The following is a 15,971-nucleotide window of genomic DNA, read 5'->3' as shown; positions in this document are numbered from 1 at the left end:
CCTTGAGGAAAGGTCCCTGCTCGTGCCTTCGTCTTTCATGCCGCCCCGCCAGGTCAAGATCGGTGATGCGGCTGCCTTCGCCGGCAGCACGCCGCGGGCGATTCGCCACTACCACGAGATCGGCCTGCTCCCCGAGCCCGAGCGCGGCGGCGACGACCGCCGCCGCTACGGGTACGAGGACATGATCCGCTTGCTGTGGATTCGCAAGATGGCCGACGCCGGGGTCGCCCTGAACGACATCCGTGACGCCTTCACCACCGGCACGGATTCAGGCGGCGCGGACAGCGGGGGAGGTATCGCGGGCGTCCTGGAGAGGTTGGAGGAAACCCTCGCCGAGCAGGAGGCGGAACTGCGGCGGCAGCGGGCCGCCGTGCAGCGGATGCGCACCGAAGGAAGCCGGATGGGCCTGCTCTCCGACGTCGTCACCGAACGCCTCAAGGGCCTGCCCGAGGGCTCCCTGCGTCAGGCGGACCTGGACAGCCTGCTGGTCACCGAGCGGATATTCGGCCCGCTCGGCGCGGCAGTCCAGGCCACCCGCTTCGTCGTCCTTGCCACGCATCCCGCCCTGCGGGAGGAATCCGACCGCCTCGATGACGCCGAGGAGGCACTCGACGACAGCGTCGCCGTCGATGATCCGCGGGTGGCTCAAGTGGCCGCCGAGCGGCACGCCTTCGAAAGCTCCCTGCAGGCCGTCATCGAGGAGTCCGGCCTGGGCGAGGACGACGATGCCCTCTTCGACGCCTGGGACACTGTGCACTCCGCTGCCGCGGATGACGAGGCCGACCTGAGCTCTGGCAGGCGGGAGGCCGACTCCATGAGCGCGTTCGAAGCCTTCGGCAAGATGCCCTACGACTTCTCCCCAGCCCGCCTGCGCTGCATGGAACTGGCCGAAGAGCTGTCCGCCCAAGACTCGCCCGCCACCTGAGCACGACCTGGACCGCATTTCCCGACATCTGTCGCACCGAGAAACGAGCTGCGCCATTCCCCCGGATCGCACCCGCGCTCGGAGAGGGCCGGGTCGCTTCGGGAATCGGGGCAGAGCGGCGAGTTCGCGCGAAATCGACTCAGGTCGTCGGAACCCAGTTGCCGTGGAAGCCGTTCGGGACGCGGTCCGGGAGCTGGACCTCCGCCACCGTTTCCAGGGTTTCGGCGTCGAGCAGGAGTAGGTCACTGCGGTGCTCGGCCGCCGAGTAGCGCAGGCCCATCAGGACGCCGTCGTCCTCCGCAGCGTCCGGTGAGTTGGGTTCGAAGACGAACTCGCCGACCTGGTTGCCCTCCCCGAAGCTGCGGGTTTCGGTGCGTCCGGAGGCCAGGTCGTGCTTGAACAGGGTGTCGGCGCCGACCGAGTAGCCGTAGCGGTGCTTCTTGCCGACCAGGCGCTCGTCGACGCGCGGGAACTCCTGCTCGCGGTCGTCCAAGCGCTCCTCGCGGACCCGGCCGGTCTTGAAGTCCACCGTCCAGCGGTCCAGCGTCGGGGCTCCTTCCGACGGGCCGGTCACGTCCGCGTCGAATACCTTCGCGTGGCGGACCACGTCCAGCACGATGCCGTGCTCGGTGTCGTAGGCGTTGAGCGGGTGGAAGACGTAGCAGGGACCCACGTCGAACCAGCGGACGGTGCCGCCGGCGCGCGGCATGACGCCGATCCGCGCCGGGTACCGGGGGTTCCAGCGGTACGGGAAGCCGCCGTTGGCCGGGGTGAAGCGGCCCATCCGGGCGGTGATCGGATCCGGGATGCGGACCCGGCCGATCAGCGCGGACAGGACGAGCTGAGCGGGGCGGCGCAGCCAGCTCGGCGCGACGGTCGCGGTGGCCTGCCGCGTGTCGAAGGTGACCGGGAGGTCGTAGAACACCACGTGGTTCTCGGTCAGCGAGAAGTCGTGCATCATCGGGCTGCCGCCGACCTCGACGTCCACCGTGCGCCGGGCCCGGCCGTCCGTGCCGATCACCGAGTACTGGACGGTGTTGCCGCGGCCGAAGAAGTACGAAACCGCGTGCAGCTCACCGGTTTCCGGGTCGCGCTTGGGATGCGCGGTGTAGCCGCCGGGCAGCGTTCCGTCGAAGCTGCACGGGCCGATGGTGTCGAGCTCGTCGGTCAGCTCGTAGTTCGTCGCGCCGCCTTCGACCAAGGCCAGCGTGCGCCCGGCGTGGCCGATGACGTTGGTGTTGGCGCCGAGCAGGTCCAGACCGGCGCGCGGGTCGCGGGGGCGCGGCGGCTCGCCGAGCGCCCGGCTGACGTGCGGCGAGCGGATCCAGCGGTTGCGGTACCACTCGGCCCGGCCGTCGCGGAGCCGGATGCCGTGCACCATGCCGTCGCCCATGAACCAGTTGTAGGTGTCGGGGTCGATCTCGGCGCTGGGGTTCGGGCCGTTGCGCAGGTAGCGGCCGTCGAGGTGGTCCGGGATCCGGCCGACCACCGGGAGGTCCGCGCAGGTGTGCTCCTGCTTGATCGGCGCGTAGTTGCCCTGTGCGAACGGGTTGTTCACGGGAACTCCCTCCGGCGTTCGGTAACACTGTTATAGGAACATAACAGCGTTACCAAACTGGGTGCAACGGCTCGACCCGGTGTGATACCGCTCGCCCCGGTGGGAACTTGAGTCGTTCCAGAAGCTAACTTCGGTGGTCGTGTTCACCGAATGGTTCGAGCCGGTCCTGCTCGTCGTGGTCGGCTTCCTCTCCGGCGCGATCAACGCGGTGGCCGGCGGCGGCTCGCTGCTGGTCTTCCCGGCGCTGCTGGCCACCGGGATGCCGCCGCTGGTCGCCAACGTGACCAACTCGGTGGCCCAGGGGCCCGGCTTCGTCGGCGCCGCGATCGGCCAGCGCCAGGACCTCAAGGGCAACTCCCGGCGGCTGTGGCTGACCTCGGCGGCCGCGGTGGTCGGCTCCGCGCTGGGCTGCGTGCTGCTGATGGTCCTGCCGGGCAAGGTCTTCGACGCGGTGGTGCCCGCGCTGATCGGGCTGTCCGCCGTGCTGATGGCCTTCCAGAACACCATCCGCAAGTGGCTCGGCACGCCGGACGAGAGCGCCCCGGACCGGACGATGTTCCTCGTCCTCGGGATCTTCTTCGCCTCGATCTACGGCGGCTACTTCGGCGGCGCGCGCAGCGTCATCCTGATCGCGATCCTGGTGCTGGCCGCGACCGACTCGATGCGCAGGCTGAACGCCCTCAAGAGCTGGCTGGGCATGATCGGCAGCGCGGTCACGCTGGTCGTCTACGCGCTGATCGCGCCGGTCGACTGGATCGCGGTGCTGATGCTGGTGCCCACCACGGTGCTGGGCGGGTTCGTGGGCGGCAAGCTCGCCCAGAAGCTGCCTGCGACGCTGCTGCGCTACCTGGTCGTGGTGATCGCCGCGGGCGTCGCGGTCTACATGGTGCTGGACTGAGAGGGGGCACCGGCCGGGTCGGTGCCCACGTCGTCAGACGCCCAGGTCCTTGCGGAGCCGGTCGACGTGGCCGGTGGCCTTGACGTTGTACAGCGCCTTGGCGATCTTGCCCTCCGCGTCGACGACGAACGTCGACCGGATGACGCCCTGCACGGTCTTGCCGTAGTTCTGCTTCTCCCCGAAGGCGCCCCACGCCGTCATGACCGACTTGTCCTCGTCGGACAGCAGCGGGAAGGTCAGGCCCTCGGCGTCCCGGAAGGCCGCCAGCTTGGCCGGCTTGTCCGGGGAGACGCCGAGGACGTCGAAGCCCGCGTCGTTGAGCACCGCGAGGCTGTCGCGGAAGTCGCAGGCCTCCTTGGTGCAGCCCGGCGTGCTGGCCGCGGGGTAGAAGTAGACCACGACCGACCGGCCGCGGAAGTCGCTCAGCGAGACGGTGTTGCCGTCGGCGTCCGGCAGCGAGAACTCGGGTGCCTTGTCGCCGACCGAGAGTCGGTTCTGTTCGCTCATGCGCCCGACGCTAGCCGATGCTGCCGACGCGGTCCCGCCAGGTGGAGCGATGTCACTGCCCGCTGGCGCCCGCGGCCGGGGCGACCTGCGCGACCTGGGGTGTCGGCGCGGGTGTTCGATCACTCGCCACGATGAACCCGCCGACCAGTAGCCCGGCGACCGCCGATGCGGTCAGTGCCAGCGCGCAGGTGGTGAAGAGGCGGATCGACACCGCGGTTTCCTTCCCGGAGAAGTGATGAGGTTTTCCGTACTCGTCTTGCACAGGCGGTCCCCCAGCGGAACCTCAGCGCCCGCCCGGCCGCAGGATCCCGTTCTTGTGCATGCCCAATGCACGGCGAACGGGCTGTCCTCGCCAGGCGAACGCCGAGAACCCGCGGGTGGTCGACCTGCGAGGGCGGCTTGTGCACCTGCGGCGCATGCGACACCTCCCAGGTCCGTCCTGTTGCGGGTCGCGACTGCGGCTCCGAAACAGGACGAGAAGCGCTCGGTGGGAACAACGGGATGATCGGGTTGGGCGGCTGGATCGTTACCGACCTCGGCCGACCCGGTGAGCGGGCTTCGAGTTGCGGGGTCGGGCGGCCACGCGTAGACGGGTGGGTGGCCGTGCCGACAACCCCTCCGGAGGACCCGTCATGCCCACTGTCGCCGATCAGCTCATCGAAGTGCTCGTGCAGGCCGGCGTCCGGCGCATCTACGGCATCGTCGGGGACAGCCTCAACCCCGTGGTGGACGCGGTGCGGCGGACCGAGGGCATCGAGTGGGTGCACGTGCGCCACGAGGAGGTCGCCGCCTTCGCCGCCGGCGCCGAAGCCCAGATGACCGGGCGACTCGCGGTGTGCGCGGGCAGCTGCGGGCCGGGCAACCTGCACCTGATCAACGGCCTGTTCGACGCGCACCGCAGCGGAGCGCCTGTGCTGGCGCTGGCCTCGCACATCCCGTCCGCGCAGATCGGCACCGGGTTCTTCCAGGAGACCCACCCCGAAGAGCTGTTCAACGAGTGCAGCCACTTCTGCGAGATGCTCTCGCAGCCGGAGCAGATGCCGCGCCTGCTGCGCACCGCCATCCAGACCGCCTCCGGCCGGCGCGGCGCGGCGGTGCTGGTGTTGCCCGGCGACGTGGCGGAGAAGCAGGTCCCCTCGTCCAACGGCCTGGGCGTCATCGAGTGCGAGCCGCCCATCGTCGTGCCGACGGAGGACCAGGTGCTCGCGCTGGCGGAGAAGCTGAACCGGGCGGAGCGGCCGATGTTCTTCTGCGGTGCGGGTACGCGCGGCGCGCACGAGGAGGTCATGGAGCTGGCCGCGCGGGTCAACGCGCCCGTCGGGCACGCGCTGCGCGGCAAGGAGTGGATCCAGTACGACAACCCCTTCGACGTGGGCATGAGCGGGCTGCTGGGCTACGGCGCCTGCTACGACGCGATGCACCGCGCCGACCTGGTCGTGCTGCTGGGCACCGACTTCCCGTACGACAACTTCCTGCCGCAGGCCAACACCGTGCAGGTCGACATCGAGCCCGCGCACCTGGGCCGCCGCACGGTGCTGGACCTGGCCGTGCACGGCGACGTCGCCGAGACGATCCGCGCGGTGCTCCCGCACGTCCAGCAGAAGCACGACCGCACCTACCTGGACCGGATGCTGCGCGAGCACGCCGGTCAGCTGGAGCGGGTCGTCGACGCCTACACGCGCAACGTCGAGACCCAGGTGCCGATCCACCCGGAGTACGTCGCCGACGTCCTCGACGACCTGGCCGCCGAGGACGCGGTGTTCACAGTGGACACCGGGATGTGCAACGTGTGGGCGGCCCGCTACATCACGCCCAACGGGCGGCGGCGGGTGCTGGGGTCCTTCGTGCACGGCTCGATGGCCAACGCGCTGCCGCAGGCCATCGGCGCGCAGATCGCCGCGCCGGAGCGCCAGGTCATCTCGATGTCCGGCGACGGCGGGCTGGCCATGCTGCTCGGCGACCTGCTGAGCCTGCGCACCCACCGGCTGCCGGTGAAGGTCGTGGTGTTCAACAACTCCTCGCTGGGCATGGTGAAGCTGGAGATGCTGGTGGACGGGCTGCCGGACTTCGGCACCGACCACGACCACGTCGACTTCGCCGCGATCGCCGCGGCGGCGGGCATCTACTCGGTGCGGGTGGAGAAGCCGGGCGAGGTGCGCGATGCGCTGGCCGATGCGCTGCGCAGGCCCGGGCCCGCGCTGGTGGACGTGGTCACCGACCCGAACGCGCTGTCCATCCCGCCGCGGATCACCGGCGACCAGGTGAAGGGCTTCGCGCTGGCGGTGAGCCGGACGGTGCTGTCCGGCGGGGTCGGGAAGATGATCCAGCTGGCCCGCAGCAACCTGCGCAACGTGCCGCGCCCGTGATCGCGGGCCGGTGGTGGGGCTCCGGCCCTCACCACCGGCCGTCAGGGCGGGACGCGGGTTCTTCCGATTCCAGCTCGTGGTGCATGCGCAGGTCCAGCTCGGCCTCCAGGGCGTAGAGCTTGGCCAGCAGCGGGTCGTCGTGTCCGAGCAGGTCGGCGGCCCAGCCGGTCAGCGAGTCGTCGCGGTGCGGGGTGGACCAGCCGAACAGCAGGGCGAGCATCTCCCGGTGGGACTCCCGCGGTTCGGACGCTGCGCTCAGCGCCGGCCACCGGCGCTCGGCCCAGCGCTTGGCCAGCCCGTGGAAGACCGCGAGGCGGTGGCGGGCGTCGGCGGGCTCGGTGGCTTGCCGGACTTCCGCGTGCAGCTGCGCCAGATCCAGCCCGAGCACCCGGCATCCGGCGTAGGCCCAGAAGTCGGTGCCGGTTCCGCCGCCTTCGGCCTCCCAGCGCGGATTCCACAGCAGACGCCGGAACTCGGTGTCGGCGACCTGCCCGTGCATCGCGATGCCGAGGACGAGCCCGCCGTTGCAGTCGGTCGAGGCGCCCTGCTCGCCCCAGGCCACCAGCCGGTGCAGCCACGACGGATCCTGCGTCTTCGTCGCCAGTGCTGGGAGGAACTCGGGGAAGAAGGCCTGCCCTTCGTGCTTCTCCAGGGCGCGGGCGATTTCCTCGCGCACTCCGGTGCAGGGCAGGTGCAGCAGGCCCAGCGCCGCGTGCAGACCGATGTCGTGATCATCCGGTTTCGCGGCGTGCGTCCACAACAGCTCCTCGGCATTCTCCAATTCGAGAATCCCCAGTGCGCTCAGCACTTCCGCCGGTACTCCGGGGCGCAGGCGGCCCGCGTCGACGCATTCGGCCAGCAGACGTCCGGCCAGCGCGGCGTCCCCGTGCCGGGCCAGCACCCGCACCAGCTCGGCGCGTTCTTCCGGAGCTGCAAGGAAGACGGGCAGCAGCGCCTCGGCATCGGCCCGGGAGCCGTGCCGGACCACCACGTCCACGGCTGCCGATTCCCAAGATGTGATACCGGATGTACGGTTTCCGGGGGAGTCGGAGGCCAGCAAGCGCGTCGTTCTGATCACCATCGGATGGTTCCTCCGGACGAATTTCCTTACCCGTGCAGGTGTACTCCATCCTGGCGATGCTGACTCGTTCAGGGGGAGAACCGTAACCATCTTCGAGCAGTATCCGATGTGCATCGGGGCCCCACCGGAACAGCCGGGGCGGGCCGGAGAACCGGATGTCGTAAGGGTGATGGGGTGGTGACGCAGTGTGGACATCCGGGCAGGATGGGAATCATGACAGTCAGTCCCACGGTGCGTCGCCGCCGCCTTGCTGCCGAGCTGCGGCGACTGCGGGCACAAGCGGAGGTCACCCAGCAGCAGGCGGCCGGGCACCTCGGCTGCACGCAAGCGAAGATCGGGCGGTTCGAGACCGCCAAGCGCTCGCCCTCGGTCGGCGACGTCTCGGCGTTGCTGGACTTCTACGGGGTCGAGGGGTGCGAGCGGGACCAGTTGATCAACCTGGCCCGCGATGCCCGCAAACGGGGTTGGTGGCATTCCTACAGCGATGTCCTGCCCGAGTGGTACGAGACCTACGTGGGTTTGGAGGCAGAAGCGTCCTCCATTCACACCTACGAGGCCGAAGCAATCCCGGGATTGCTCCAGACACGTGAATACGCGCACGCGATCACGAAGGCGACACTCATTCGCGCGGATGAGTCGGAGATCAGCCGGCGGGTCGATCTGCGCATCCAGCGCCAGCAGCGGGTGGTGGGGGAGAACCCGCTGGAGTTGTGGGCGGTGGTGGGAGAAGCCGCCCTGCGCAGGCGGGTCGGTGGGCCCGGTGTGCTGCGCAGGCAGCTGGAACACCTGCTGAAGCTGGTGCAGCTGCCGCACGTGACGCTGCAGGTGATGCCGCTGGATGCGGGTGCCCACCCGGCGCAGGCCGGGCCGTTCGTCATCCTGCGCTACTCCAACCACATCGATCCGGACGTGGTCTACCTGGAAACCCACGTAGGCGGGCTCTACCTCGAACGTGAGATAGAGCTGTCGAACTACGTCACGATGATGGACCATTTACGCGCGCACGCGGTAGATCCGGACGGTTCCGTCGAACTAATGCAACAACGCATAGGAGAGTTGTAGAAGATGGCGAATATCACCGACTGGCGCACCAGCACGCGGACCCAAGGCCAGGGCCAGTGCGTGGAGGTCGGTTTCGGAGGTGACTGCGTCGGAGTGCGCGACACCAAGAACCGGGCCGCAGGGCAGATCACCGTCGCCGTACAGCGCTGGCACGAGTTCGTCAGCGGACTCAAGCAGGGCAGCTTCGACGTTCTTTGACGCACGTTCCGTGAGTGCGCGACCGGCGGGTTGCGCGCTCTCTGTGCTTTTCAGCCTCGTTTTGCGCGGCGGTGCGAGTGGCACCGCCGCGCGAGGCGCTTCAGCGCCGTTCCACGAATGGCGCGAGCAGTCCGGGAAGCGCTTCGTGGGCCAGCACCAAGCCCTCCGACTCCTCCACGTCGTGCACCTCGTAGAGGCTGCTGCCCGCCGCGGTCGTCGCGCCGACCGTCATCAGGCCCGCTCGACGCTGGAAGAACGTGCGGCTCAGCTTCCAGCCGATCACCCCGTCGCGCTGCAGGACGACGGTGCGCCGGATCCCGCTGCCGTTGCGGGCGACCAGGTACTGGTCGGTCAGCGCGTGGCCGAGGTTGCGGTAGGCGTCCACCGCGAAGCCCAGGAACGCCAGGAGGGCGACCGCGATCACGACGAGCGCCAGCGGCAGCGGAACCCAGTCGAACACCAACGTCACGACCGCCGCGACGACGATCGGTGCGGTGCACATCAGCGCCCAGTTGATCCGCCGCCGCAGCGCCGCGCGCGGGTGCCTGCGCAGCGGGACCTCCGCCGGTGGCCGCGACTCGCGCAGCACCGCTGCCGAGGCCCGCTGCACCGCGGCGCGGGGCGCCGGCGGCATCAGCGTCTTGTTGTCCGGCTGGTTCTCCTCCTTCTTCTGCTTGAGGCCGGTGGCCACGGCGTTGAGCCGGGCGCCGCCGAACCACCGCAGCAGCAGGGGCTCGACCACCTCGACGCCGCGCAGCCGCCGTTCCTCCAGCGAGATCGATCGCGTGGTGAGCAGGCCGCGCTTGACCTGCAGGGTGTCCCCGCGGTCGCGGCTCAGCCGGAATCCCCACCACATCTCCAGCGATAGCGCGAAGGCGCCGAGCACGCCGACCACCAGGGCCGAGCCGGCACCGATCGCGATCACCAGCCACAGCGCCGTCGTCCGCACCGTCTCGCCGACGGCGGTGAAGACACCGGCCGACAGCAGCAGCTCGCGGAAGGACCCGAACGCCGAGGCGATCGCGCCCCAGACGATCAGGATCAGCGACACCGACAGCGCGGAGTAGCCCAGCCATCCCGGGTTGAGCCGGGCGAGCGTGCTGGAGTCCTCCTGCTCCGGCGCCTCGAAACCGGCCACAGTGGACGAATCGCCGAAGAGCAGCTCCTGGCGCAGCGAGTCGGCGTGCTCCTTGGTGAGCGCGTCGAGCTTCAGCTCGCTGCTGTCGCCGCCCTGTCCTCCGGTGCTCACCTTGACCGCGGTGACGCCGAATACGCGGTGCGCCACGTTGGCGGTGAGGTCGACGCTGCGGATCCGGTCGCGCGGGATCGAGCGGTGGCTCCGGGTGATGGCACCCGTGCGCATCTCGAAGCGCTCCGCGGTGATCCGGTACCAGGTGAACCACCAGCCGACGCCCATCAGCCCGGCGAGCACCGCCGCACCGGCGGCCCACAGCCCGGCGGTGGTCAGCATCACCCAGAGGCTGGTGCCGGAGATGACCATGAGCCCGATGGTCGGCACCATCGGCGCCAGCACCAGGATGGTGTAGGAGGCGATCGCCTTGGGATCCTGGCGGCGCCACTGCCCGTCGATCACGGTGCTCATGTCGCGTCTCCCGGCGTGGCCTGGGTGGTGGCGGTCAGCTGCTCGACCACCGCCTGCGCGGTCGCCCGGTCCAACCCGTCGATCGACAGCGGACCCGCGGCCGAAGCCGTGGTCACGGTGACGCTGGAGAGGTTGAACAGCTGCTGCAGGGGGCCCCGCACGGTGTCGACGGTCTGGATGCGCGACATCGGCGCGATCCGCCACTCCTGGCGCAGCCAGCCCGCCGCCGTGTAGACCGCGTCATCGGTGATCTCCCATCGGTGCACCCGGTACCGCCACTGCGGCATGACCAGCACGTAGGGCACGCTGAGCACGGCGACCACCACGAGCGCCAGCACCAGCCAGAAGCGCGCGGGCGGGATGAACACCGCGGTCGCGGCCAGCGCGATCAGCACCGGGACGACCAGCGCCAGCGCCTGCGTCGTCCACCAGCCGATCGCGCGGCGCTCCACGCGGTGCCGCGGTGGGCGGAGCCGTATCCGGACGGTGCTCTCGTCGGCCACTGTCGGTCCCTTCCTGCGGTCGGCTGGATCCGGACGCCATTCTCGCAGGCCGGACGGGCTGTTCGTGGTCATGTGGGAAGCCACGGCGTCCTCCTACAGCGATTGCAGTCGCGGCCAGATCTGGTCCCAGGCACCGATCCTGCCGGTGCACAGCCAGATCGGGACGGTGCCCGCGTGAACCTGCCGCACCTCGGTGAAGTGCTCCCGCGCGTCCTCCACGTCCCCGACGAGCAGCACCGAGTCGACCTGATCACCGGGTGGTCCGAAGTAGCCGTAGCCCCGGTGCGGGCTGTAGACCTCCGGGAGGTCGTACTTCTCCCGGCCGACCTCCACCATCGCCGCGGAGATGTAGCTGTCACCGATCACCGCCGTGCGCTCCTGCTGCTGCGGTGGCAGCGCGGTGAACGCGATCGAGGTGTCGCGGGCGAGCACATCGGCGCTCGGCATGCCGAACATGCTCGTCATCGAGGTGGAAAGCCACAGCGTCTGGCTCACCAGCGCGACGGAGGCGAGGTAGGGGAGCCATGCCGTCCACCCCCAGCGGGACGGCTTGGCCTCCCGGCGGCGCTGCAGCCCCAGCAGCCCGGCCGCGATCACCACGCCGTACATCCCGAGCAGGTAGTACGGCCGGGCGGCGGTGGCGACGAAGAAGCCGTAGAGCAGCAGCGAGGTGACCGCGAAGAACCGGTACGGCCGCAGCTCGGCGGAGCGGAACAGCTTCCACAGCCCGATCAGGAACAGCGCTCCACCGGCGACTCCCGCGAACAGCACGAGGCTGACCGCGGTGCCGCTGCGACCGCCGGACAGCATCGGGGACTCTTCCGCCACGATCGCGCCCATCTGCAGCTGCGGCCAGCCGTTGAAGGCCTGCCACAGCAACGTGGGAGCCGCGATGACCAGCGCGATGCCGACGCCGCCCCAGAACATCGGCCGGCGCAGGATGTCGCGCGGGCCCACCAGCAGCACGCTGATCAGCAGCGCCACGCACAGGATTCCCACCTGGAACTTGGTCTGCAGGGCGATGCCGAGCACCAGCCCGAACGCCAGCAGCAGCCGGTCGTCGGCGGCGCCCTGCTCGCGCAGCCGGACCCAGCGGACCAGCAGCCAGCTGAGCACCAGCCACTGCAGCGGTTCGAAGGTGTACGGGGTGACCCAGTGCCCGACCAGCGCGGCCCACATCCCGGTCGCGCCCGCACCGGCGGCCAGCACCTGCGCTCGGCGGTCACCGCCGAATTCCCGGGCGAGCAGCGCGAACATCACGACGCCGGCGGTCGTCGCCAGCACCGCGGGCAGCCGCAGCACGACCATCGAGCCCGGTGCGATCCAGTCCATCGCGGCGGCGAGCAGCGGCGCGATCGGCGGCTGGTCGACGTAGCCCCAGTCCGGGTGGTACTTGCCGGCCGCGAGCATGTAGACCTCGTCGATCCAGAAGTCTCCGAGCGCGCTCATCACGACGTGCACGACGGCGACCAGGCCGGCGATGGTGAACACCGGCCACTTGGCCAGCGGCCGCAGCCAAGGCCCGGCAGGCGGCCGGGTTCGTGCTGCGAGCACAGCGGATTCCATGATTCCCCCAAAGGCGATCGGGAAGCTTGCACCAATTCAAGCCCCGGTCCGCCCTTGATCAACACGGCGCTTGGTAGCGCGTGCCGGATCCGAAAGTCGGTGATCGATTCGACCCGGTGCAACTTTCGTCTAGGCCCGATCGCCGACCGTATGGTTTTCCGCCGAACCCCCGCGCGTCGTTGTCTACCGTGTTCCGGGTGAACCGCCCGCTGTGGCGGCTGCTGTGGAACACCAAGCGGGAGGCCGCGTTCGACGTGGCGCTCGTGCTCGGGCTGATTCTGCTCGGCCGCGTGTTGCTCGTGATGTACCCCTCCGACACCCCGCCAGGGGCGTACGACTGGATCGGCGGGCTCTGGCTCAACGACGCCCTCATGTGGATCATGGACCTGGCGCTGCTGGCCCGGCGGCGCTACCCGATGGTGCTCATGTCGATGGTCGCGGTGCTGGCGGTCGTCCAGCCGCTGATGATCGAGTTCGGGCCGGGCCCGGTGCTGTTCATCAACCAGGCCTCCGACCCGTGGCTGCCCGGGAACACGCCGTGGGCGGTCTACGCCGCCGTCGTCTACACCACGGGCCGCAAGTGGAAGTTCTTCGCCTGGGACCTGATCAGCATCACCGCGCTGATCAGCGTCCGCCCGTGGGACGACCTGTCCAGCGATGCCATCGTCGCGGGCGTGCTCTGGACGGTCTTCCCGGCGGTCCTCGGGCTCTACGTGAGCGCGCGCCGGAGGCTGGTGGGAGCGCTGCGGGAGCGCGCCGAGCGCGCCGAGCGGGAGAAGGAGCTGCTGGCCGAGCAGGCCCGGGCGGACGAGCGGACCCGCCTGGCCACCGAGATGCACGACGTGGTCACGCATCGGGTGAGCCTCATGGTGCTGCAGGCCGGAGCGCTGGGCGTGGCGGCGGAGGACCCGGCGATCCGCCAGGCCGCCGAGGAACTGCGCACCAGCGGCTGCGAAGCGCTGGAGGAGCTGCGGGACCTGGTCGGCGTGCTGCGGCGCGGCTCGTCGGAGCAGGACGCCCGCCCCGACACCACGCCACCGACGGACCTGCCCGACCTCGCCGAGCTGATCGGGCAGTCCGAAGCGGTCGGGATACCGGTCGAGTACACCGTGGACGGTGATCCGCGGATGGTCTCCGCCGCGGTCGGGCGCACCGCCTACCGCGTGGTGCAGGAAGCGCTGACCAACGTGCACAAGCACGCGTTCGGCTCCCGGGTGAGCGTGCGCCTGCTGCACAGCGACGACCGGTTGCGGCTGGTCGTCCGCAACACGCGGTCGCCGGACCGGGCAGCGCGGGACCTGGCGGACAGCGGTTCCGGCGCCGGGCTGCTCGGGCTGCAGCAGCGCGTCGAGCTGGTCGGCGGCACGTTCCGGGCCGGGCCCGCCGCCGACGGCGGGTTCGAGGTCGATGTGATACTCCCGGCGTACGTGCCAACTGGGGAGGCGGGCGGCGATGAGTGAGCCGATCCGGGTCGTGGTGGTCGACGACGAGCCGATGGTCTGCGCGCACCTGCGCACCATCCTCGGTTCGGCCGACGACATCGAGGTCGTCGACGACGCGCAGGACGGCGCGGCGGCCGTCGAGGCGGTGGTGCGGCACCGGCCGCACGTGGTGCTGATGGACCTGCGGATGCCCGGCGTGGACGGGCTGACCGGCATCGAGCGCATCTGCAAGCTGCCCGATCCGCCTGCCGTGGTCGCGCTGACCACCTTCGACGCGGACAAGTACGTGCTGCGCGCGCTGCGCGCCGGAGCGGCCGGGTTCCTGGTCAAGTCGACGCCGCCGGGCGACCTCATCGGCCTGGTGCGGGTGGCCGCCGACGGGCACACCGTGCTCTCGGAGGAGGCGCGGAAGCGGCTGGTGGCGGCGTCGGCGGACGAGCAGAGCTCGCGGCAGCGGGCCGTCGAGCTGGCGCGGGACCTGACCGAGCGCGAGGTCGACGTGCTGACCTGCCTGGGGCAGGGGCTGTCGAACGCGCAGATCGCCGAACGGCTGTACCTGTCGGAGGCGACGGTCAAGAGCTACGTGTCCCGGTTGCTGGTGAAGCTGTCCTGCTCGAACCGGCTGCAGGCCGGGCTGCTCGCCTACGACGCCGGGCTGGTCCCGCGCTGAGCTGGATCTTCAGCTGCAGGCGGCCGTGTTGCCCCGGCAGCTGGCGGCGGGCTCGTCCGAGAGATTGAACGATCAACCAGGCAAGCTCCACCGATTGGCCCTGGAATATTCCACCGGGGATCAGATACACCAGAGGCAGCACGCTCCGCACAGGGCGGTCGGGGCCTTGGAGCGTGTCGGCCATCGGTTCGGGGATCGATGGCGCCACCGGTCGGAGGGGTCCGGCCGCGGTTGGGGTGTCCCCGGCGCAGTTCGGGGTGCGCCGGGGACGCTTCTCCGCGCGGCGAATGCTCCGAACGGCCGCGGCGGGGAGCTCCGCGCTGAACTCCTGACGGACGAATCGCGTTGGCCGGTGTCCGATTCGGCGACGTCGGCCGAAGGGCGGCGGGAGCGGTCGCCGATTCTGGTCGCAGGGCATCGGAAACGGGGCTTGACTAGCCGGTTCTGCCGCGTTGTCCAGCTGCTGAACTGGGGAAATGTCCTGCTGTACTGGTTAAAACGGCAAATTCCGGTGCTTTCCCGGTCGGCGTCGACGTCGATATTGTTCGATCGAATAGTCGCTGTGCGTAACCGGTCGGTGGAAGGCAGGCCACCGGGTTCGGTTGGCAGCGGCCGATTTCGGACACGAGGAGAACACGATGGTCGATGCCCCACGTCGCCTGGCCCGGTTCGCCGGGGTCACCGCGATCGCCGTCGCAGCCCTTTCCGCGGCTTCCGTCGCGCAGGCCCAGCCCGCGCAGCCGGCGGACGTCAACCCGTACATCGTCGGTGGCGAGGACGCCGACATCGCCGACCACCCGTTCACCGTCGCGCTGGTCACCCCGAGCGGCCAGCAGTTCTGCGGTGGCTCGCTGGTGGCCCCGAACAAGGTGCTCACCGCCGCGCACTGCACCGACGGCTCGCAGCCGGCCGACATCAACGTGGTCAGCGGCCGCACGGTGATGAGCTCCAGCGAGGGCACCACCTCGAAGGTCACCGACGTCTGGGTGCACCCGCAGTACACCGACGCCACCCAGGGCTACGACGTCTCGGTGCTCACCCTGGAGGCCCCGGTCCAGGAGGCCCCGATCGAGCTCGCCACCGCCGACGACCCGGGCTACGCGCCGGACTCGCAGGCGACCATCCTCGGCTGGGGCAACACCAGCGAGGGCGGCCAGCAGGCCGACAACCTGCAGAAGGCCACCGTGCCGGTGACCTCGGACGAGACCTGCTCCGGCGCCTACGGCGAGTACAGCCCGGACTCGATGGTCTGCGCCGGTGTGCCGGAGGGCGGCATCGACTCCTGCCAGGGCGACTCCGGTGGCCCGCTGGTGGTGGACAACAAGCTGATCGGTGTCACCTCGTGGGGTGAGGGCTGCGCCCGTCCGGGCAAGCCCGGCGTCTACGCCCGCGTCGGCGCCTACCACGCCGAGATCCAGGAGCAGATCGGTTCGGCCACCCGCTGACCGAAGCGCTGCCGAAGGGCCGCGGGCGTCCTGCCCGCGGCCCTTCCGCGTCCCACCGTCCGAAGAGGACACCCCGCCGCTCCGCGCGTGCCGGGAGGGTGCAATTTCAATGGAAATCAGACGTCTGATTTCCATTGAAATTGCGTT

The 15,971-nt window shown here is 70.1% G+C and carries 15 protein-coding genes; 8 read left to right on the top strand and 7 right to left on the bottom strand.

The annotated features are described in order from the left end of the window. Window positions 1-22: 22 nt before the first annotated feature. On the top strand, window positions 23-925 hold the full coding sequence (locus tag C4T78_RS17370; RefSeq protein ID WP_093348846.1) for a MerR family transcriptional regulator: 903 nt from the start codon (window positions 23-25) through the stop codon (window positions 923-925). Window positions 926-1,064: 139 nt separating this feature from the next. On the opposite strand, the gene C4T78_RS17365 is transcribed toward C4T78_RS17370, so the two are convergent. Further along, on the bottom strand, window positions 1,065-2,483 hold the full coding sequence (locus tag C4T78_RS17365) for a carotenoid oxygenase family protein (RefSeq protein WP_093348843.1): 1,419 nt from the start codon (window positions 2,481-2,483) through the stop codon (window positions 1,065-1,067). A gap of 139 nt (window positions 2,484-2,622) precedes the next feature. On the opposite strand from C4T78_RS17365, the gene C4T78_RS17360 reads away from it, so the two are divergent. Continuing rightward, entirely contained in the window at window positions 2,623-3,381 is a 759-nt protein-coding gene (locus C4T78_RS17360) for a sulfite exporter TauE/SafE family protein (RefSeq protein ID WP_093350016.1), read from the top strand. Window positions 3,382-3,414: 33 nt separating this feature from the next. On the opposite strand, the gene bcp is transcribed toward C4T78_RS17360, so the two are convergent. Both bcp and C4T78_RS36445 read right to left on the bottom strand, forming a co-directional pair. Further along, window positions 3,415-3,888, bottom strand: a complete 474-nt coding sequence (gene bcp, locus C4T78_RS17355; protein WP_093348841.1) for a thioredoxin-dependent thiol peroxidase — start codon at window positions 3,886-3,888, stop codon at window positions 3,415-3,417. A gap of 52 nt (window positions 3,889-3,940) precedes the next feature. Then, window positions 3,941-4,099, bottom strand: coding sequence for a hypothetical protein (locus tag C4T78_RS36445; protein WP_177247468.1), 159 nt, complete (start codon window positions 4,097-4,099; stop codon window positions 3,941-3,943). Between the two features lie 421 nt (window positions 4,100-4,520). On the opposite strand from C4T78_RS36445, the gene C4T78_RS17350 reads away from it, so the two are divergent. Beyond that, complete coding sequence (locus C4T78_RS17350; protein ID WP_093348838.1) at window positions 4,521-6,254, top strand: pyruvate dehydrogenase; 1,734 nt, start codon at window positions 4,521-4,523, stop codon at window positions 6,252-6,254. Window positions 6,255-6,282: 28 nt separating this feature from the next. Here C4T78_RS17350 and C4T78_RS17345 read toward each other — a convergent pair whose 3' ends face one another. Further along, window positions 6,283-7,251 carry a hypothetical protein gene (locus C4T78_RS17345; protein WP_093348835.1) on the bottom strand — a complete coding sequence of 323 codons (969 nt, stop codon included), beginning with the start codon at window positions 7,249-7,251 and terminating at the stop codon, window positions 6,283-6,285. A 297-nt stretch (window positions 7,252-7,548) separates the two neighbouring features. Between C4T78_RS17345 and C4T78_RS17340 the strand changes: the two genes are divergently transcribed. Together C4T78_RS17340 and C4T78_RS17335 are read left to right on the top strand one after the other, a co-directional pair. Then, window positions 7,549-8,397, top strand: a complete 849-nt coding sequence (locus C4T78_RS17340; RefSeq protein WP_309599282.1) for a helix-turn-helix domain-containing protein — start codon at window positions 7,549-7,551, stop codon at window positions 8,395-8,397. A 3-nt stretch (window positions 8,398-8,400) separates the two neighbouring features. Continuing rightward, entirely contained in the window at window positions 8,401-8,595 is a 195-nt protein-coding gene (locus tag C4T78_RS17335; RefSeq protein WP_093348828.1) for a DUF397 domain-containing protein, read from the top strand. Between the two features lie 100 nt (window positions 8,596-8,695). Here the strand turns inward: C4T78_RS17335 and C4T78_RS17330 are convergent, their stop codons facing one another. The 3 genes from C4T78_RS17330 to C4T78_RS17320 all read right to left on the bottom strand — a co-directional run bounded on the left by C4T78_RS17330 (window position 8,696) and on the right by C4T78_RS17320 (window position 12,255). Further along, a complete protein-coding gene (locus C4T78_RS17330; RefSeq protein ID WP_093348826.1) occupies window positions 8,696-10,198 on the bottom strand; it encodes a PH domain-containing protein in 1,503 nt (500 codons plus the stop codon). After that, window positions 10,195-10,701, bottom strand: coding sequence for a PH domain-containing protein (locus C4T78_RS17325; protein WP_235863220.1), 507 nt, complete (start codon window positions 10,699-10,701; stop codon window positions 10,195-10,197). Before C4T78_RS17325 ends, C4T78_RS17330 begins: the two co-directional genes overlap by 4 nt. Window positions 10,702-10,794: 93 nt before the next feature. Beyond that, entirely contained in the window at window positions 10,795-12,255 is a 1,461-nt protein-coding gene (locus C4T78_RS17320) for an ArnT family glycosyltransferase (RefSeq protein WP_235863207.1), read from the bottom strand. A gap of 209 nt (window positions 12,256-12,464) precedes the next feature. Here C4T78_RS17320 and C4T78_RS17315 point away from each other — a divergent pair, with 209 nt between their 5' ends. The 3 genes from C4T78_RS17315 (at window position 12,465) to C4T78_RS17305 (ending at window position 15,824) form a co-directional block, all read left to right on the top strand. After that, window positions 12,465-13,727 (top strand): sensor histidine kinase, encoded by a 1,263-nt coding sequence (locus C4T78_RS17315; RefSeq protein WP_093350013.1) that lies wholly within the window; start codon window positions 12,465-12,467, stop codon window positions 13,725-13,727. Then, window positions 13,720-14,379: a response regulator gene (locus C4T78_RS17310; RefSeq protein ID WP_093348818.1), complete on the top strand. Its 660-nt coding sequence runs from the start codon at window positions 13,720-13,722 to the stop codon at window positions 14,377-14,379. The genes C4T78_RS17315 and C4T78_RS17310 overlap by 8 nt, the downstream gene beginning before the upstream one ends. A gap of 638 nt (window positions 14,380-15,017) precedes the next feature. Next, entirely contained in the window at window positions 15,018-15,824 is an 807-nt protein-coding gene (locus C4T78_RS17305; protein ID WP_093348816.1) for a S1 family peptidase, read from the top strand. Window positions 15,825-15,971 lie beyond the last annotated feature (147 nt).

The sequence above is a fragment of the Saccharopolyspora kobensis genome (genome assembly GCF_900108315.1).
Lineage (GTDB): Bacteria > Actinomycetota > Actinomycetes > Mycobacteriales > Pseudonocardiaceae > Saccharopolyspora > Saccharopolyspora kobensis.
Note: the sequence above shows the minus strand (reverse complement) of the source record. Positions and strands in the feature narration are given on the sequence as shown.